This window comes from Actinomadura kijaniata NBRC 14229 (assembly GCF_001552175.1).
Classification (GTDB): Bacteria; Actinomycetota; Actinomycetes; order Streptosporangiales; family Streptosporangiaceae; genus Spirillospora; species Spirillospora kijaniata.
Window position 1 is genome coordinate 1 of sequence record NZ_BCQR01000071.1, and the last position, 17,891, is coordinate 17,891.

At 69.6% G+C, this 17,891-nt stretch carries 18 protein-coding genes; 8 read left to right on the forward strand and 10 right to left on the reverse strand.

What is annotated here, in order from left to right:
- Nucleotides 1-269 precede the first annotated feature (269 nt).
- The 5 genes from AKI01S_RS22525 to AKI01S_RS22545 form a co-directional block, all read right to left on the reverse strand.
- A complete protein-coding gene (locus AKI01S_RS22525; RefSeq protein ID WP_245681733.1) occupies nt 270-1,481 on the reverse strand; it encodes a vWA domain-containing protein in 1,212 nt (403 codons plus the stop codon).
- Nucleotides 1,482-1,594: 113 nt separating this feature from the next.
- The gene (locus AKI01S_RS22530) at nt 1,595-2,890 is read right to left on the reverse strand and encodes an AAA family ATPase (protein ID WP_067821343.1); all 1,296 of its coding nucleotides are present in this window, start codon (nt 2,888-2,890) and stop codon (nt 1,595-1,597) included.
- Between the two features lie 83 nt (nt 2,891-2,973).
- Entirely contained in the window at nt 2,974-4,371 is a 1,398-nt protein-coding gene (locus tag AKI01S_RS49380) for a hypothetical protein (protein WP_084000084.1), read from the reverse strand.
- On the reverse strand, nt 4,371-4,658 hold the full coding sequence (locus tag AKI01S_RS22540; RefSeq protein WP_157420020.1) for a hypothetical protein: 288 nt from the start codon (nt 4,656-4,658) through the stop codon (nt 4,371-4,373). Before AKI01S_RS22540 ends, AKI01S_RS49380 begins: the two co-directional genes overlap by 1 nt.
- Nucleotides 4,659-4,725: 67 nt before the next feature.
- Nucleotides 4,726-5,433 carry a hypothetical protein gene (locus tag AKI01S_RS22545; RefSeq protein WP_157420022.1) on the reverse strand — a complete coding sequence of 236 codons (708 nt, stop codon included), beginning with the start codon at nt 5,431-5,433 and terminating at the stop codon, nt 4,726-4,728.
- Between the two features lie 137 nt (nt 5,434-5,570).
- Between AKI01S_RS22545 and AKI01S_RS22550 the strand changes: the two genes are divergently transcribed.
- Entirely contained in the window at nt 5,571-5,900 is a 330-nt protein-coding gene (locus tag AKI01S_RS22550) for a hypothetical protein (RefSeq protein WP_067821355.1), read from the forward strand.
- Nucleotides 5,901-6,128: 228 nt separating this feature from the next.
- Here the strand turns inward: AKI01S_RS22550 and AKI01S_RS22555 are convergent, their stop codons facing one another.
- Complete coding sequence (locus AKI01S_RS22555) at nt 6,129-6,710, reverse strand: TetR/AcrR family transcriptional regulator (RefSeq protein ID WP_067821358.1); 582 nt, start codon at nt 6,708-6,710, stop codon at nt 6,129-6,131.
- A 121-nt stretch (nt 6,711-6,831) separates the two neighbouring features.
- Between AKI01S_RS22555 and AKI01S_RS22560 the strand changes: the two genes are divergently transcribed.
- A complete protein-coding gene (locus tag AKI01S_RS22560; RefSeq protein ID WP_067821361.1) occupies nt 6,832-8,076 on the forward strand; it encodes an MFS transporter in 1,245 nt (414 codons plus the stop codon).
- Between the two features lie 145 nt (nt 8,077-8,221).
- Complete coding sequence (locus AKI01S_RS22565) at nt 8,222-8,386, forward strand: hypothetical protein (RefSeq protein WP_157420024.1); 165 nt, start codon at nt 8,222-8,224, stop codon at nt 8,384-8,386.
- Nucleotides 8,387-8,710: 324 nt separating this feature from the next.
- Here the strand turns inward: AKI01S_RS22565 and AKI01S_RS22570 are convergent, their stop codons facing one another.
- Both AKI01S_RS22570 and AKI01S_RS22575 read right to left on the reverse strand, forming a co-directional pair.
- Entirely contained in the window at nt 8,711-8,902 is a 192-nt protein-coding gene (locus tag AKI01S_RS22570; protein ID WP_067821368.1) for a hypothetical protein, read from the reverse strand.
- A 30-nt stretch (nt 8,903-8,932) separates the two neighbouring features.
- Nucleotides 8,933-9,802: a hypothetical protein gene (locus AKI01S_RS22575; RefSeq protein WP_157420026.1), complete on the reverse strand. Its 870-nt coding sequence runs from the start codon at nt 9,800-9,802 to the stop codon at nt 8,933-8,935.
- An 18-nt stretch (nt 9,803-9,820) separates the two neighbouring features.
- Here AKI01S_RS22575 and AKI01S_RS22580 point away from each other — a divergent pair, with 18 nt between their 5' ends.
- The gene (locus AKI01S_RS22580; RefSeq protein WP_067821374.1) at nt 9,821-10,459 is read left to right on the forward strand and encodes an SMI1/KNR4 family protein; all 639 of its coding nucleotides are present in this window, start codon (nt 9,821-9,823) and stop codon (nt 10,457-10,459) included.
- 683 nt (nt 10,460-11,142) lie between these two features.
- On the opposite strand, the gene AKI01S_RS22585 is transcribed toward AKI01S_RS22580, so the two are convergent.
- Nucleotides 11,143-11,724, reverse strand: coding sequence for a GNAT family N-acetyltransferase (locus AKI01S_RS22585; protein ID WP_218009771.1), 582 nt, complete (start codon nt 11,722-11,724; stop codon nt 11,143-11,145).
- Nucleotides 11,725-11,750: 26 nt separating this feature from the next.
- Nucleotides 11,751-13,064, reverse strand: coding sequence for a helix-turn-helix domain-containing protein (locus AKI01S_RS22590; protein WP_067821377.1), 1,314 nt, complete (start codon nt 13,062-13,064; stop codon nt 11,751-11,753).
- Between the two features lie 1,072 nt (nt 13,065-14,136).
- Between AKI01S_RS22590 and AKI01S_RS22600 the strand changes: the two genes are divergently transcribed.
- From AKI01S_RS22600 to AKI01S_RS22615, 4 genes are all read left to right on the forward strand, one after another.
- Complete coding sequence (locus AKI01S_RS22600) at nt 14,137-14,475, forward strand: hypothetical protein (RefSeq protein WP_067821385.1); 339 nt, start codon at nt 14,137-14,139, stop codon at nt 14,473-14,475.
- Between the two features lie 85 nt (nt 14,476-14,560).
- Nucleotides 14,561-15,385, forward strand: a complete 825-nt coding sequence (locus AKI01S_RS22605; protein ID WP_067821388.1) for an SAM-dependent methyltransferase — start codon at nt 14,561-14,563, stop codon at nt 15,383-15,385.
- 349 nt (nt 15,386-15,734) lie between these two features.
- Nucleotides 15,735-17,495, forward strand: coding sequence for an ATP-binding protein (locus AKI01S_RS22610; RefSeq protein ID WP_067821391.1), 1,761 nt, complete (start codon nt 15,735-15,737; stop codon nt 17,493-17,495).
- Between the two features lie 2 nt (nt 17,496-17,497).
- On the forward strand, nt 17,498-17,890 hold the full coding sequence (locus AKI01S_RS22615; protein ID WP_067821395.1) for a roadblock/LC7 domain-containing protein: 393 nt from the start codon (nt 17,498-17,500) through the stop codon (nt 17,888-17,890).
- Nucleotide 17,891: the final 1 nt, after the last annotated feature.

Consider the following 17,891-nt stretch of genomic DNA (forward strand, 5'->3'; position numbering starts at 1 on the left):
TCTCGGCCTCTCGCTCCACCACATGACCCGCGGGCTCAGAAACTGGGCGCAGGCACACATGGCCGAGGTCCTCGCAAACCGCGAGAAGCACGACGTTCGCGCCCCCTGACGACTCACATCCAACCGTCCAACAGCTCTACATTCTCGGCCTACACCCTCAACTGCGTCAGTGTCGGGTTGCGGCGGCACGTTGCCGTGCCACCGCAACCCGACATCTCGCTGAACTGGCCGGACCCAACCCTTGGGACGAGCCGTATCCCTCGTGCTTCTCAGCCGATCGTGACAACGCGGGCCCAATACGGTGGGCCGTCCGGGACATAGTCGGGGTTGTTCTCGTTCACTGTGCCCACTGGACGAGGAAAGAGTCCCACTACGGTGCGGCAAGGGGGCTGCTCGGCGGGCCAGGGCGTCTGGCCGTCCGTCAGGGCGACGATCACGTCCGGGCGGGGCCGGGAGCGGAGCGCCCGGGTGAAACCCGAGCGCAGATCCGTTCCTCCGCCACCGATCAGTTCGAGGTTCTCGGCTTGGCAGAGGGGGACGGCGATCCTGGCCGCCGCGTCGCAGGAGATCACCGATACCAGGTCGCGCCGTCCGCTCACCGCCCGCGAGATCGCCGCCACCTCCAGCAGTGCGCTCCCCAGTTCGGCATCGCTGACCGATCCGGATGTGTCGATCACCACGCAGACTCGGGGCGGCGTACGGCGCAGGCTCGGCAGGAGCACGCCGGGGACGGCGACTGAGCGCCGGGACGGACGCCGATAGCTGTGGTCTTCCCCTGCCCCACAGGCTCCCGCGGCCGAGCGGACCGCTGCCCCCAGCAACTGCCGCCACGGCTGGGGCGGATGGAACGCCTCGTCGGCCCAGCGGCGCCAGCCCTTCGGCGCGGTGCCCGGCCGGCCCTTGATGGCCTCGGCGACCCGGAAGCGCACCGCGTCCCGCTGTTGTCTGCTCAGGCCGTGTGCCCCGTTGGGTCCCAACTCCCACGGACGGCCCTGTCCGTCGGCCCCGCTGCCGCAGTCCAGCCAGGCCAGGTCCGGTGTGAGCGCGGACAGCGACGTTGTCCGCAGGTACTCCTCCATGAGCATCCCGTCGGGCAGCCTCAGCATCGAGGGCAGGGCCGCCCCGGCGGGCTGGGGAAGGCCGTCGCCGTAGATGTCGTCGTTGATCTCGAAGTCGGCGGCGATGTTGCGCCGCAGCCGTTCACCCGGTCCGTCCTTCCCCTGTTCTTTCGCGTACCGCTCTGCCCGTCGGTGATGGTCTCGCAGCAGATGGGAGACCTCGTGCACCCAGACGCCTGCCAGTTCCTCCACCGGGGTGCGCGCGACGAAGGCGGGAGAGACATAGCAGCGCCAGTGTGCGTCCACCGCCATCGTCGGTACTGACGGGTCCTCCACAACATGCAGCGCGAAGAGCGCGCTCGCCAGATAGGGACGGACCTTGACCGCGTGCAGTCGAGCGGCCAGCAGCTTGTCCAGCTCCAGCGGAAGGCCGGGCGGTCGGTGCGGCTCGTCGGGGCCGGTCGGGCGTGCCGGGACGGCGGTCCGCGCTCGGTGCGGCGGTGCGGGTCGGACCGTCGGAGACTTTGAGGTCCTTGTCATCGGCCCGCCCCCGCCGTGCGCACGGCGTCGGCCGGCCCCGTGGCGCGCCGTACCGACTGATCCGCCCGCTGGGCCAGGCCGATCACTCCAGCCAGCCGTTCCACCGACTCCGGCACCTCCCAGTCGTCACGCCGCAGCGAGGCCAGGACCATCGCCGGGGCGACCAGCAGGTCTGCGGCACCGGTCTCCAGCGCTCGGACCAGTACCCTCCAGCCCGCCTCCCAGCGCTCCCGCTGTGGCCGTGCGCCCACCGCGGCCACGACCGCCTCCAGGGTCGCCTGACGGAGATCTCCCCTCGTCGGCAGCTCGGCCGATGCGGGATCGGCCAGCAGTGTCTCGGGGTCTGGCAGGTCCATCCGGTCCAGATGGGCGAGAAGTTCGAGTCCTGGCCCGTCCCCCACCGCGCCCCGTATCAGCAGCGCCAGCACCTCCCGGGAGACGGACGCCGCCGTGCCGAAGGCCAGCAGAGTCAGCGCGGCTTCCCAACTCCGGGGTGAGGGCCAGGCCCCGCCGCGCCGTGTCTCGGTGCTCGGCAGCCGGTGGATCAGTGTCGGCCGTGCCTGCAGGAATCCGCAGACCGCCCGCCGGGCGTACGCCACCGCCTCCGGTAGCTTCTCCGGCACCAGCCGGGGCAGCTGCGCCCGGGGCCAGACCCCGCCCAGCCCGCGCACCACGGTGTCGCGGTCGTGGACCCAGTACAGGTGCACGAATCGGTTGGCCAGCGGCGGGCTCAGTTCCCATCCGTCCGCTGCCGATGCGCGCGGATTGGCGGCGGCCACGATCCGTACCGCCGGCGGCAGTTGCAACGCGCCGACCCTGCGCTCCAGCACGACCCTGAGCAGCGCGGCCTGGACGGCCGGGGTGGCGGTGGAGAGTTCGTCCAGGAACAGCAGTCCCCGTCCGGCGCGTACGAGGTCCACTGCCCACTGCGGCGGCGCCATGGGCACTCCGTGCGTCGCCGGGTCGTCGCCGACGATGGGCAGTCCGGAGAAGTCCGTCGGCTCATGGACGCTGGCGATCACCGTTGTCAGCGGCAGGTCGAGCGAGGCGGCGAGCTGCGTCAGGGCTGCGGTCTTGCCGATGCCCGGTTCGCCCCACAGCAGCACGGGCAGGTCGGCTGCCACGGCCATGGTGAGCGCTTCGAGCTGCTCGTCGGGGCGCGTCTCGGTCGTGGTGGTTCGCAGCAGGGCCAGCAGGTCGTCAGCGAGAACAAGTTGCGGGTCGGTTCCGGATGCGTCGGCGGACATCCCGGTCGTCAGGACTGAGGTGGACGGAAGGGCATTGGAGGTCATGGGCATCACCTGGGGGTAGTCGAAATGGACGCCATGGCCGGTGGGGCCACGCCGTGCGGAATTCGCGGTCGAGCGCGGGACGGTCAGCGTGCCCGTGCTGGGCTGGTACGCAGCCGCGTCCGACTGCGCGTTACGGGAGGGGGTACGGGCCGCAGCCCAGAGCGGAAGAGTCCGTGGTCGAGCTGGCGGGCCGCCGACGACTCCAACGCCTGGCGCAGCGGCCCGTCGCGCAGGACCGCAGCAGGACCGAGCAGGCCCTCGACCACGGCCAGCGCCCCGGAGACATCGCCGTGGCCCAGCCGCTCCCGAACGGCGGGCAGCGCCTGCGGATCACGGTGCACCGCGTCGATCGCGCGAAGGCACGGCAGCGCGGGGCCGCCCAGTGCCACCAGCAGCTCTTCCCGGCGCAGTTGTGCCGGGTCATGGTCGACCGCCGTCAGTACCCCGTCTCGCAGCGCGATCCGGTGGACCTCTCCCCGGCACACCACTCGGTGGGGGTCGCCGGGCTGAGGTTCAGGGCCGGGCGCGGGTTCTGCTCCCGGCGCCGACAACGCCTTGGCCACGAGCGGATGCAGTCCATCGGCGGCGACCAGCCCGGCCCGCAGCAATGCCAGATCCGGAAGGGTCCGGGCCGCCGCCTCCGGTAGCACCGGCAGCGCCGCGACCACCTGGGGCGGCAGCGGCTCTCGAAGTGGCCGGAACGTCGGGACATGGTGGTCATCGGGGGCAACGAGTGCGAACGCCCTGCGGTCACGTGCGCCGAGCCGCACGGTGAAAACCCCGCCGGAGTCGCCCTCCGCCCTCAGCAACAGCTCGGCCTCGGCGGCCCACCGCGCCGACGCCCACGAGTGATCGTTGATGTCGGAGGGATCGGGGTGGACCGGCTCTTCGAGCCAGGCGAGCGGATGGGGCCGGTCGGGAGGCGCCGGGGGCGGCGCGGCGTCCGCACCGCAGCGAGCCGCCAGTTCGCCGCACCGACTGGAGTCCCACAGATGCCGGTGCAGGTCGAGCCGGAAACGCCGGTCGGGATGTGGGTGCGGATGGTGCCTCGGTGCGTTGTCACCGTGCTCGTCCCAGAGGGCCAGCGACATCCGTTGGCCAGCATCCGCCCAAGCCGGCGGTGTTCGCACCACCAACTGCAACGGCGTGGTGCCGGGCCTGCCATAACGGGTGAGGGAGATGGTCAGGCCGGGCCGGAGCCGCCCGTGGGGAGCGATGCGGGGCATGTGCCAGCGAAGCAGATCCGGTGCCAGCCGGCGCAGATCCGCTCTCAGGCGGGTGACGAACTCGGTGCCGTAGCGGTTGCGCACGGCGCGTAGATCGAAATCGATGTTGATCCGAGCGGAGGCGCAGGCCCCGGCCCAGTCACCGACCGCACGCCGTGCGGTCGCAGTCTCGATCATGGACAGTGGTACGGCGTACTCACGCACACGCTGCCACATCAGCAGATGGGCCGGAATGTTCGCGAAGTGGGGTGCCATCAGCACTCACCTTGCGCGAACGATTCCCCCAATCCGTATGAGGAGTTGTTCTTCATCGCGGACATCATAAGCACCTGAAGGTGGATCTGCCAGCCTGGCCTCTGCTTGACCAACTCCATAGAGCCGTCAACCCCTCGCCGACACCGGCCCAGCGCCTGGTGGGCGATGCCGCCGGTGATCGGCGGACGCAGCCGCATCGGCTCCATGCCCGCAGGCACCGACTGCAGTTCCCAGTCCTCCGGCACCTCCTCCAGCGGGGACCAGTCGGGCAGACTGTCCTCGACCAAGTCGGGCACCATCACCCGCACCCGCTGCTGGCCGGGGTCGGGGACTCGCTGTTGGAGACGGGGGGACTCACGGGTCCTCGCTGGTCTGCTCGGGGCCGGGGGTGATGCGCAGGGAGGCTTGTGGCAAGGTGCGGTGCAGGTAGCGGTCGTAGGCCTCGGCGATGAGGCGGGCGGCCGCTGCCAGGTCCTGATGGGTGCGGCCGTCCAGGGCCAACGGCTGGTGGTGACCGGCCCAGGCCACCACGGGGTTTGCGGCGGCGTCGACCAGCGTGATGTCCAACCGGTTGGTGATGCGTGCGCTCGGCCGAACGTCTCCGTCCTCGTCACCGCCATCGTCATCATCATCGCCGGTGTCCAGTTCGGCGGCGAGGTGAACCGTCATCGCGGTGACATAGACCTTGCCCGCCGCCCGGCGGTCCAAGGCCTCGCCGGTGTCCAGGGCAACCAGCTGCGTCCGGTCGGTGGCGGCCGCGCGGACATCACGGACGTGTCCGACCGCAGCCGCCGTAGCGTCTTGAAGGTCGCGCAGGCTGTGGTGTGCCGCGGCGTGGTCGCCGGCGTGCGCGGCCTGCACCGCCTCCGCTGCCAGGCGCAGACTCTTGAGCAGCTCCGCCATCGCCTCGGTGTAGCCGTCGCCGCTGCCGTGCCGCTCCCATGCCTGGTGACTGTCGCCCAGCGCCGGACCCAGCGCCGTCGCCAGCCGGTCGAGCAACTGCTCCACCTCCGGCAGGGCAGCCACCAGCGCAGCACCGGGCGGCGGCGGAGGTTTGCCCATGTGCGTCACCTTCTCTTAGGTGGACCTTGCAGGTGTCAGGCAGCAGGTGAAGGACGTGGACGAATCTAGTCACTGAGAGGCCCAGCATGCGCGCAGTCGCTGCGATCCAAGTCGGTAGATCGCGGCAAGCTGGACGAGTGGCCATTGCTTCCTTGCGTGCGACGACGGAGACGGGCGAGATCTACGACGATCCGTCTGAGGACCTGCTGTTCATGCTCTTTGAGGACATCGCCAACGGCGATGAGGACTTCTTCATTGTCGAACGAACCGAGGGTGGTGGTCAGACCTACTTTCAGGTTGCTGGGGGCGGTCGCGGGTTCGTGCTGGAGTATCGCGACGGCGGGCCGGACCGCCACTTCGGCACCGAGTGTGATGACCTGCAGTGTGCTCACCGGGTAGTGACAGGCTGGGCTTTGGAGCTTGATGAATGGAGGAACGGTCTGGCCTGGAAGCAGATTCGTTTGTGACCATGCATCGACGAGCGTGCTCGAGCGTCGTCGCGGACTGCGTGTGACTTTGCGAGCTTGACGTTGTGGTTCCTTGCACTCTTCGTGTCGTAACCGGCATTCGCGGGATCACCGGCGAGGGGGCAGAATTCAGTTTCTGTCTGGTGGGTGCATGGATGCAGGTGGGCCGGCTTGTGCGGCTCCTGCGTCCCGGCGCGGTCCGGGCCGCCGGGGTGGGCGCCGGGACGTTCAGGTCGATTCGGCGATCCAGCGGTCGGCCTGGTCGGCCAGCCATTCGATGCCAGCTTCGGCGCGTTCGCGGTCGCCGGTGTTGAGGTAGTCGAGCTGGAGTCCGGCGAAGGTCGCGTTCTGGAGGGTGGCGTAGCGCAGGGCCGCGTTCTCGGGGACGCCGCGGGCTCGGAAGGCGGCGGCCACAAATGCGATCCGGTCGGCGAGCAGGCGGGTGACCTGGCCGTGGAGCCTGCCTCCGGCGGCGAGTCCTTCGATCTCGTGGACGAGTCGGGTGAAGGGCAGGTTCTCCTCGGCCAGCTGCCATCGCCATGTGGCGCGGATGATGTCGCCCATGCCGCGTTCGCCGTCCCAGCCGGGGAGGGCGCGGAGTCGTTGTCGCTGTTGTTCGTCCAGGCGGGTGAGAACGGCTGTCAGGAGTTCGCTTTTGTCGGCGAAGTGGTGGGTCAGGACGCGCGTGCTGTGTCCGAGGTGTTCGGCGAGGGGGCGCATGGAGAGGGTGGACAGGCCGTTGGTGGCGAGGTAGTCGACGGTGGCGTCGAGCAGTTCGTCGCGGCGGTGGGGGTCGCGGGGCCTGGCCATGGCCTCTCCTCGGGGTGGGGACGCGGGCAGTCTAGCGCTAGGGAAACACTTGTTGCCTAATGTGGCACCCACAGTTAGGGTGACGACCGTTTCCTAAACTGTGCTCTCCCGGAAGGACCCGATGTCCCCCTCCCCCGGCAACCGCCTGCGCGCCGCGCCCACGCCGCGCCGCCGCCTCCCTCCCGCCTGGCTGCTCGCGCTGGCCCTGGCGACCTTCGCCTTCTCCACCGACGACTACATCGTCGCCGGGATCCTGCCCGGCCTGGCCGCCGATCTGGGCGTCACGCAGGCGGCCGCCGGGCAGCTGGTCACCGTCTTCTCGGTCACCTTCGCCGTCGCCTCGCCGGTGGCGGCGGTGGTGACGGCCACCTGGCCGCGCCGTCGCCTGTTCACCTGGGCGCTGCTGGCCTTCACGGTCGCCAACCTGGCCGTCGCGGCGGTCTCGGGATACGCCGCGTTGATGGCGTTGCGGGTGGTGGCCGCGCTGGCGGCGGCCGTGGTGGTGCCCGCCGCGCTGGCCACCGCCGCCGCGCTGGCCCCACCGGAGCGGCAGGGCCGTTTCCTGGCGCTGGTGATGACAGGGCTGACCGGTTCGTTCGTGGTCGGTGTGCCGCTGGGTACCTGGATCGCGGCGGCCGCGGGCTGGCGTCACGCGTTCGTGCTGTGCGGGGTGCTGGGCGCGTGCGCTGTGACCGCTCTGTGGCGCACGCTGCCCGAGCCGCCGCCGGTCGCCGCCAGCACCCTTCGGGAGCGACTGGCGCCGCTGGGGTCGCCCGCCGTGCTGGTGGGGCTGGTCGCCGCCGGGACAGGAGTGCTGGGCAACATGGTGGTCCTGACCTATCTGGCGCCGGTGCTGGGCGGGTTGTCGGGCACCGGTGGCGGCGGTCTTGGGCTGGTCTTCGTGCTGTCGGGTCTGGCCGGCATCGCCGGCGGCCAGCTCGGCGGCCGTCTCACCGACCGCTGGGGGCCGGGCCGGGCCATGCTCGGCGGCGGGGTCCTGTTCATCGCGGCCATGCTCGCGCTGCTGGTGTCCTGGGCGCTGCGTCCTGTTCCCTTGGCGGCCGTTCTGCCGTTCCTGCTGGGCTGGTCCATGGCCGCCTGGTCGGTGCCTCCCCCGACCTCGGCCCGCCTGCTGGCGCTGGCCGGTCCCGCGGGTCCCCAGGCGTTGGCGCTCAACAGCAGTGCGGTCTACCTGGGTGTGGCCGGTGGCGGCGGTCTGGGCGGGGCGCTGCTGTCCTTGCACGGTCCCGTCGCGCTGCCTGCCGCCGCGGCGTCGGCGATGTCGGTCGGTCTCGTGCTGTTCGCCGCGGCCGGGCGCCTGGCCCGTTCCTCTCCTGAACGCGCCGCCGGGCTGGGCCCGTCCTGACCGTGCGGGTCCGGCCCGGCCGTCGCGGCTGCCCTGAGGGGCTCTCGACGTGCGGGTCCCGGGATGCTTTCCTTCTCTGGCGGGGGATGGTCGGGCTGCGGTGGTCCTGGACGGCTCCCCCGCGCCTTGGGTGGAGCCGCGTTGGATGATGCGGCTGGTGTCGGAGATGGCGCTGGTAGGCCAGGATAAAACGATGCCCCATCTGACGCGGCTGTCCACCCCGGACATGCCCGACCCCGTCAGGGAGGAAGCGCGCGAGCGGGTTCAGTACCTGCTGCAATGGCCAACTGAGGAGACCGACGCCGGATGACCGCAAGCGTGTGACATCAGGCCGCGGTCCCAGATCGTCTAGACGTAGATCAGTCGCCAGACGTCGGGGATGCGTCAACACCGCCAGCAGGCGCGCCAGCAGATGCAGCCCGGCGGTTCCCGGTGGGGTGCGCGTCGTCCTGGTGGTGAGCGTCGCGTTCGAGCGCGCGGTGGTCATGCCTGGGCGGTGCGCCGTTCGCCCCGGCCGCCGCCACGGCGAACCGCGTTCTGGGGATCACCCGCCCCGGCGGCCGCACAACCAGGGCGGACAGGCCCAGAGGCCCAGGACCTCCGTTGCATGGGCATCCTTGCTCCCGCCGGGAGCTCACGCCCGGGCCGGTTTGCGGTAACGCCCCATGTTCGCCGGGGCCGGCGGCGGGTCGGGGTCACACAGCGCCCGGTCGCTGCAGCCGTCCACCACCATCAGTGCGCCGAGACCCTGGCACGGACCGTCCAGCTCGGCGGCCGTTGCCAGGGCCTGGCGCAGCCCGCCTTCGAAGAGGCAGGTGAGCTGCACAGAAAGCTCACTACACACAAGCCACCCCGGCTAGATCTGTGCGGCTTCTGGGCCCCAGGGGTCTTGAACCGGCGACGGTGCGTAGGAGCCATCGGAAGGAAGGTCGGTGAAGGACAGCGGGGCGGCGGCAAATGGGAAGCCCTCCTGGCCGCGCCACAGCCCGTACTCGTTGAGTAGCAGGTGGCGGCCTTGCGCCCACTGCTCCAGCCATCGGTTCAGTGTTGCGGTGACATGCACGACGCACTGTTCCAGCGGCCACGGACCTGGCAGGTGGACAGGAGCGAGGTTCCAGTCGACGTAGCAGACCAGGTGAGGTGCGGTCAGCGAGAGGTAGTAGTCCTGAGCGCAGCCGCCGCAGACCAGCGTCACCCACTGGGGGCGGCCGGTGTGGGGGTCGGCCACCGCGGACTCAAGGATCGACTGGCGACCAGGCCTGGCCGGGTCGGTGGTGAGCGGGGTGAAGCCGGAGGGGCCCGGCCCGATACCGCCGCTGGCGATCTCGGTGTAGATGCGGCGCAGCAGCCGGGGCAAGGGGCGCCCGAGCGCTGCCTCGACCGCGTCGACCTGGGCTGGGGTGGCCGGAGGGCGCCGCTGGTGGTGCGGCATGTCCCAACTGCTCTCGACCTGCGACCATGAGTGGTTCGACAGCCAGACGCGGGTGTCGCAGCGACCGAAGACGCGATCCTTCAGTCTCTCCACCAGGCGATCCTCATCCTGCACCCAGGCAGTATGGCCGCAGCCGCCGACAGCCAGCCACAGGTCTCCTGGGGCGAGGTGGGCATGGGAAGGGAACTGCGTTCGCGGCGCATCCAACATCGACTCAAACTGTCGGGTGCTTCTTGTAGTGATGACGGTGTGACGTGACCACCTTGCGCTGATAAGGATCATCAGCGTGCCCACAGATCGGGAGATTTTTACATGGGCGAGTTCCCCTACCTGGAGAAGTTCCGCGCGCAAGTCGAGCCGCCCGAGCCAGAACCCCTCTGGGAGCCGGCCTTTGACGCGTTGGAGACCCTCCCGCCACCATCGCGGCAACTGCTGGAGTGGGAGCAAGTTTTTGAGGAGTTGGGCACCGCCCTGCCCCCGGACTTTGTGGCCTTCATCCAGATCTACGGCGCTAGTTCTTTCGGGAACGACTTTCTGGGGATCAGCGACCCCCGGGAGTTCATCGAGCCGACCTACGCCCAGGCCATGCGCGCCCAGGGGGATCGGTATCGGGCCTTGCGCGACGACTACCCCCAGTTTCACCCGTTGGCGGCCTGGCCGGAACCAGGCGGGTTCCTGTCATGGGGATTTGACGTGGACGGCAATACCTTCGGCTGGCTCACCCAAGGAGAACCCTCGCAGTGGCCGACCGCGGTGTGGGGACGGCAGATGCCTGACGGGGTCATCGACCACGTCCCGATGACCCAGTTCATGTATGGCTGGCTGACCACCCCGATCACCTACCCCCAGTGCTTCCCTCCTTTGCCGGGCCTGGTGAGTGAGCGAGATCTTGACGAGAACCGGAAGCTCAAACCCCACATCCCTCGCAAGCTGACCTGCCGACGCTTCTAGAAAGGTTCCACGGCCAGTTGCTCGTAGAACAGCTGGCCGGTACAGCTCACCTCTAGAGGCCTGGTGGGACGTCAGCACGAAATCGCGCATGGCCCAGGATCCTTCGCTGTCGCAGGCTGCGGCGTTGTGTCTGGCGGCTAAGGGGTTTCTGATGGATCTTGAGGAATCTCTTCGAAGGGCGAGGGTGTGGTCATCGAGGTCGCCGATCCGAGCGGATCGGCTGGCTCACAAGGCAGCCCGGGCATCGCTCGAACCCTTGGGGAAGCGGCACGTCCCAGGGCTCGTGATAGGTGTGCTGGAGGGACCTGCCTCCACATACCGGCAGGGTGGAACCTTTGGCGACAGCGTGCGCCACACATGAGCCACCTCCAACAAACTGTACGTCGGAGTAGCTGAACGGCAGCTTCGGATCCTTGGGAACGGCTTGAAAATCACATCCCCACCACATCTCGAACTCCACCGGCGAAGTCTATAGTCGGCCCACACGCCTCCATCCAGACGCACCGGGCCTCCACCAAGTGGGCGACCTGCGGCCGATCAGCGCTCGTCGCAAGCCGCATCTTCAGCACGGCCCCCTTGTGCGTGAGGAGTTTCGACAGCGCTCGCCATCGCACTCAATTTGCGTGCCTGGGGAAATGCGACTGAAGAGGATCAGCCATTACGCACACGTAGCACGCATCACGCTAACGGCTCAACGGCAGTTTCAAGATCAACACGTGGAACTGTGGAGCGTTCGGCATGGTCGGTCGGAGCCGTGCGACGGGCCGCCAGCCCCATCGCTGGTACGCCTCGCCAGCCGGGTTGTCGGGGCGCACCAGCAGTGTGGCGCGCTGCTCGGTCCGAGCGCCCAGCAGTTCGTCGTGGAGGCGGTGGCCGAGTCCGTGTCCGGCCTCGGTTTGGTCGACCATCAGTTCCGACAACGCGAAAGTGCGGGTTCCGTCCTCGTGGGTGAACTCAGCGATGTCCAGGGCCGGGTTGAGTTCGGGGTCAGGCTGCAACCCCGTCCACCAGCCGGTGTCGGTCGGGAGCGGCCATCCCCACGCCTGTGCGATCGGTTGCCCGTCATCGGCGTAGGCGATCACCAGATCGAACCCGTCACGCTGGATGTAGGCGTCGAACCGGTCCATGAACGCCTCGGGAGCCGAGAACGGATCCCCAGCTTGGATCCGCTCGGCGTAGGCAGCCGTGTGGACCTGACGGACGGTGTCATGGAGTTTGCGGGCCTGCTCGCCGTCGTAGCGAGTGAACGTCACCATGCCGATCACACTCCCTTCCTGTGGGTCGCTGAAGGTCAGGCGCTGAGCCGCCCGAGGTCGCGGGCCGCGCGGTCGTACTGCTCCACGAACGCCTCGGCCGCGGTCTTGGCCGCCAGGTCCCGGACCGGCGCCAGCTCGCGCAGCACCCGCTTGGAGGTCATGCGGCCGCCCAAGTCGGGAAGGACCTCCAGCCCCTGCCGAATCGCTTCGTGGCCATCACCGGCGTCGGCAGTGGCGGCGGCCAAGCGGGCCCGGTAGTAGGCATGGTCGCGCGGCGACCGCTCGCCATCTTCCAGGACCCGCTGGTACAGCGGGATCGCACGGACGGGCTGTTCCAACCGCGCATACCCCATCGCCTCATAACCGTCGATCTCTGAGTGCGACACAAACAGTGTCCATCGCCGGTCGGATTCATGACGGCCGCGATCGACCTCACACCGTGCAGTCGCGATCTGCCGGCGGAAGGCGATCTGGTCGCCGAGTTCGGCGTAGGCGAGCGCCTGGCGCAGCGCGATCAAACCGTGCAGCGTGGGTGAGGGATGATGCCGGGCCGCCTCGGCGGCTTGCTGGGCGAACCGCAGTGCCTCGCGCGCTGCTCCTCGGCGGCCGGTGGCGCGCGCCAGGTAGGTGGACTGCTGAGCCATGTTCACCGCGACATGAACCTGGACCTCGGGATCGCCGCAGTGGGTGGCCAGCAGCTCGGCCTCGGTGTAGAGGCGACGGGCGAGTTCCTGGTCGCCTGCGTCATAGGCGAGCCAGGCCGTGACGATGCCCAGATCAGCAGTCACTACCAGCAGGTCCCGGCCTACCGCGTCGGTGTAGTCCGACTCATCCAGCATCAGCTGGGCGCGGGTCAGCAGCCGGCGCGCGTCGTGCAGCAGAGCCGTTCCACCGGCGATGCGGTCTCCGTCCCGCAGTCGCTCCAGGCTGGCTTGCAGATACCGGACTTGGCCGCGATCGACCCGTTCGGGAGCCGGGAGAACTGCTCCGGCGGCCAGCCCTCCAGCAAGAACGCCGAACTCGCGGCGTGTCATCTCCCCTTCGATCATCTCGGAAGGGCCCCAGAAGTCAGCGTCGTCATCATCCAGTGTCACATCCGTCCGCCCCAAGATCAGAGGGAGCAGCGCCTTGCGGGGCATTCCCAGCACATCGCACAACCGCAGGATCTCGCCGATGTCGTTGAGCGTGTGACGTCGACCGTACTCGATACGGCCCACGGCTGACTGGGACCAGCCGAGCAGCTGTCCCATATCCACTTGGGACAGCCCGATTGCTCCGCGCAAAATCGCCAGCACGGCCGCCATGTCCTGGCGAGCCAGTGCCGAACGCAGCAGCGGGGAGTCCCACATCCAACTGGCCCGTTGGCCGGTCTCGCGGGCCGCCGCCGTGCAGGAACTGCACAACGGTTCGGTGTTGTAGCTGCTCAGCGCGGTGTATCGGCAGGCTGGGCAAACGCGAGGACTGCGAGTTCCGCCCATTCGATTAAGTCCTCCAGTGACCTGCGGTGCGTGTACTTCGAGCCGGCTGACGAATTACGTAGGGCAACCCTAGAGCCACCGTAACCAGCTCTCCACCCGCAGTTATGCCAATGTGTCATATCTACGGCGCGGCGGGCTATGCCAAACAGGCCCAACACGATCGCGAACCCGGCAGCACAGTGCTGGCACTGCACGACGGAGGAAGGTGAGCGCACAAGCTCGCCGGTTCGCTCACCAGAACTCCACCCCGAATCAGCCTGAACCGTCCGGCTTGGAGTTCCCATGGCACACAACGCCACTACCCCTCGCAGCGGGACGGTGGTGAGCGCCGTCGTGAACTCCGGTATGGGTCCCTGGCGGGGGCTGTGGTGCAGGGTTGTCCGCCGAGGTCGCCAGGCCGCCATGCCGCGAACCGAGCTCAGTCGGACGACACCCCCAGTGACCGGCCACGCCCCGGCCGGCGCGCTGGAACCGCACGGCCCGGTTTCGGGGTTGGGCCGTCTCCTCTCCTGCCGACCGTCAGGAGAGGGGTGTGCGGGCCGCCCATGCCGGGCGCTGGGCGGCCCGCACACATGTCCCACACGGTGCCCGGCACCCACCCGGCGACCGGCAGCGCCACACCTGCACCGGTTGCTGAACCGCGCGCCTCAAGGCCCGCGACCGCTGGGGATGAGGGGAGCGCCGGGCCCATCGCACGAGGTGACGGCGGTCGGCCCGACGCCCCACCCCGCGAGCACGTCGGTGGCCAGCGGTAGCGCGGTGCCACTGGCCACCGACCGCCACGTGCGGCCGGGCGTGCCGCCCGACCGGGACCCCGCCGGCTACACCAGCGAACCCGCACCCGTCACGCCCGGCCGCACCCCACGACCGATCAGTCTGCACCGGTGATTCGACAGCATCCGCATCCCGGGACCTGATCGCCACCAGCCACAGAGGAACAGCCATGGACATGGACACCGATGTCTCCGGCGGAACACGGCCCGAGTGCTCGCGTGACCAGCGCTGGCGTCACCTGTCCGCCATCGCTGTGCGTCTGCGTGATCACCACGGTCTTGAGGCACGTGCGGCGAAAGGGTCGCTGCTGCCGGACCCCCAGTTGCTGATCTTCGCGGGCAGCGACCGGCCGGCCACGCCGATCGTGTTCGCCTGCCAGAGCGGCCCGGACCAGCAACTCATGGTCGTGGACGCCGGTGGTCATCCCCTGCCGAGCTCGCAGCTGCCTGATGTCGCCGACCACCTCGCCCAGCTGGTCGAGTCCATGAGCACGCGCGGTCCCGGCTAGCCAGGATCCGCCCCAGGACGAGGCCGCTTCTCGCTCCCACCCCAGTACCAGCACGTTCGTCCCTCAACGGAGAGGATCTCCTCCGGTGCCTCGCACCTCTGCTCCCGTCCCCGCTGGTGTCGACCCCACCGTCGTGAGCCCGGCCCGGGTCTATGACTACCTTCTGGGCGGCAAGGACAACTACGCCGTCGACCGGGAAGCCGCCAAGCAGATCATCGAGGTGCTTCCAGAAGCTCCCGCCATCGCCCGCGCCAACCGCGGCTTTCTGCTGCGCAGCGTCCGGGTCATGGCCAAGACGCTCGGTATTGACCAGTTCCTGGACCTGGGCTCGGGCTTGCCGACCCAGGGCAGCGTCCACCAGAGCGCACGGGCGATCCACCCCAACGCGCGCGTGGTCTATGTGGATCTGGACCCGGTCGTGGCGACGCACGCGCGGGCGCGGCTGAGCGACAAGCCCGACCAGACCTGTGTCGTCGAAGCCGACATCACCGACCCGGCGGCGGTGCTGCAGGACCCCCAGGTGCGGCAGCTGTTCGACTGGTCCCGGCCGATTGGCCTGACGGCGGTCGCCGTGCTGCATTTCATGGAAGACCAGGTGGACAATCCCTACCTGTTGCTTGATGCCTACCGGCGTGTGCTGCCGTCGGGTTCGGCGCTGGCGCTGAGTCATGTCACCGATGTGGGGGCCGATCCCCACCAGATCGAGCGCGCCCAGGGGATCTACTCCAAAGCGAAGGTCGGTGGCCGGTCCGCGCCGCTGGTGGTCCGCTCGCCCGAGCAGATCTGGGCCTTGTTCAGTGCGGGCCCGGTGTTGCTGGAGCCTGGTCTGGTCCCGGTGGAGCAGTGGCGGCCCGATCAGCCGCAGCGTGGGCTGGGGCTGCAGGTGCTTGGGGGCGTGCAGCAGCTATGAGCGCTCTGGCAGTCCGGTTCTGTGTGTCCTTGTCGAAAGTGACTGTGCTCCCATGACGCATCCACCGCATTCACCCTCGCCACGCTCTGAGTCCCGGTCGCCGGTGCAGCCTCCTACACCGTCTTCTACACCGCGTTCTGCGCCGCCGCGTGCGATGGCTGGGCCAGCGAGATCCCGGTCGGACCCTGCGGGGTGGCCGCAGGCCTTCGGCCCTGCCTCTGGCTATGGGTCTGGCCATGGATCTGGTTCTGGGTATCGCGCCAGCCACCAAGCTCAGAGTGCTGACGGTGGCCTGTGGCTGACCACGGCGGCGGCCACGGCCGCGGCGAGCGCCGGGGCACTGCTGCAGATGTTCACGACCGGGGTGTGGTGGACAGTGCCGCTGACGGTGTCGGGGCTGGCTGTGCTGTCGAGGACGCTATGGCCTCTGCACAAACGGCACCAGCGCGACCACACCGAGCTGATGCAGGCCCGGCGCCGACACCACGACGACACCTGCACCATCGAAGGGCTCAGCCAGGAAGCCGACCGGCAGCAGCAGGCGTGGGCTGGCCGCCTGGAGGAGCTGGAGGCCGAGCAGACGGCGGCGCAAGAGCGAGCCGATGCGGCGTTGCAGTTGCTGCGGCGGGTGCTGGCCGAGCAGATTCCCGCCGCCGCCCGAGGCGGGCCGATCCCCATGCCCACCGGGGTTGACTCCGAACTGCTGGGCCAGACCCAAGCGCTGATCCGTCAGGGGCTGGACTGCGTGGCGGCCGTGCGCCGGCACGCCCAGGCGCAGGCGCAGGCAGCCGCCGACCAGATGGAGTCCCAGCAGCTGGTGATGGTGGTGGTGGCGCGCCGCCTGCAAGCGGCGATGCATCGGGTGCAGCATCTGGCGGCCCAGACCGCCGAGGCCCGACGCGGCCTGCCTGATGTGGTCGAGGCGATGATGGAGATCGATCACGCGGCCAGCCAAGGCGCCCGGTCGTGCCAGAGCGTGGCGGTGGTCAGCGGCAGCTGGGAGGGGCAGCACTGGTCGGCTCCGATCCGGCTCGCCGAACTCGTCCAGTCCGCCCAGGCCCGGATCGAGGACTACCGGCGGGTCAGCACCACCGGCGACCCCGATCTGGCGATCGTGGGGCCGGCGGCCGAGCCTTTGATCCACATGGTCGCCGAGGTGCTGGCCAACGCCGCCCAGTGCTCCCCGGTCCGCACGCAGGTGCGGGTCAAGGTGTCGGCGGGCGCGACCGGCGCGGTGATCGAGGTGGACGACGAGGGCGTGGGCGTGCAGGAAACCCGGCGCGTTCACCTGCAGGCCCTGGCCTCGGGCGCGGTGCGCCGGGAGCTGGCCGACCTGGGTGAGGTGCCCCAGCTGGGGTTGTCGGTGGTCGGCCGCTACGCCAGCGCGCTGGGCGTACGGATCACCCTGGAAGACTCCCCCTACGGGGGCTTGCGGGTGATCATGCTGATCCCTGGTGAGCTCACCGAACCGGTCGCCCCGCGCGTGATGGCCCTGTCACCGCCCTCGCCGTCTTCGTCGGCCCGTGGCCCGATCGCGGGTTCGGCCTTGGTGCTTCCCAACGAGGTGGTGCCGGAGATGGTGACCGCGACAACCCCGGTCACCGACCAGAGCGGCGCCCGGCTGACCTTGCCACCGCCTCCCCAGGTCAACGGCGTCCAGTTCAACGCCCCACCGACCGCCCCGCCAACCGCCCCACCGCCTGCACCGTCGCCTGCATCCTCGGCCGCGCCGTCGCTTGCCTCGTCGCCCGTGCCCTCGGCGGAGCAGCCCGCACCGCTGACCGACACACCGCACTCCTCAAATTCTGGCCCGTTTGACCAGCAGCCGCCCGCCCCACGGCTGCCCCAGCGGGTCCCCCGCCATCGTCGCCACCTCCGCCCCGACCTGGGCCCCGCGGGTGAGGCGCACGCTGTGCCCGACGCCGACGCCGACGTCGACGCCGGTGCGGTGCCGGTGGGGCCGCCTGCGCAGACCCCCGAGCAGGCCGGGCAGATCCTGCACGCCTTGGGTTCCTTGAGTGGTCCAGCGTCCCCGTCGGCCCCGCTCTCCCACGACCCGCTCCCCCACGAGGCTGCGTTCCCGCAGCCCACGCAAGAGAAAGAGCAGTGACGATGACCGATTGGATCCCCGAACGGCTGCTGCGCACCCCGGGTGTGCGTCATGCGGTGTTGTTCAGTACCGACGGTGTGGAGAAGGTGGCCTCCGACCTCCTGTCCTCAGAGCAGGTCGATCATGCGGCGGCCTCGGGGGCTGGGCTGCTGTCGCTGGCGCGCGGGCTGGCCACCGAGTTCGGCAGCGGCACCCAGACGGTGCGCAGCCTCAGCATCCAGTGGGACGGGGGCTGGCTGCTGGCCACCGGCGTGGCCGACCGAACGGCATTGCTGGTGATCACCGACGACACCGTCCATCTGGCCCAGGTCGGTCAGGAGATCCAGCAGACGGTGCAGCAGTTGGGTGAGCGGGCCTTGGCGACCGCGCCGCGCCCCTCTCCGGGGGCGGCGTGAG